This window comes from Staphylococcus sp. EG-SA-2 (genome assembly GCF_017152085.1).
This window is the reverse complement of sequence record NZ_JACYHC010000291.1, coordinates 1-409: the sequence shown is the minus strand read 5'-3', so window position 1 is coordinate 409 and position 409 is coordinate 1. Positions and strand designations below refer to the sequence as shown.

Here is a 409-nt window from a genome sequence, read left to right as displayed (position 1 = left end):
GGTGGTAACACATCTAAAGCAGACGTTGATAATGCATTAAATGCAGTTACAAGAGCGAAAGCGGCTTTAAATGGTGCTGAAAACTTAAGAAATGCGAAAACTTCAGCAACAAATACGATTAATGGTTTACCTAACTTAACACAATTACAAAAAGACAACTTGAAGCATCAAGTTGAACAAGCGCAAAATGTAGTTGGTGTAAATGGTGTTAAAGATAAAGGTAATACATTAAATACTGCCATGGGTGCATTACGTACAAGTATCCAAAATGATAATACGACGAAAACAAGTCAAAATTATCTTGATGCATCTGATAGCAACAAAAATAATTACAATACTGCTGTAAATAATGCAAATGGTGTTATTAATGCAACGAACAATCCAAATATGGATGCTAATGCGATTAATG

Annotated in this window: 1 protein-coding gene; it reads left to right on the top strand. The window is 33.3% G+C overall.

Features of this window, described 5'->3' with window-relative positions; translation table 11 throughout:
- Positions 1-409 (top strand): GA module-containing protein (locus tag IDG60_RS02780; protein ID WP_206160475.1); only part of this gene is annotated, 409 nt, incomplete at both ends.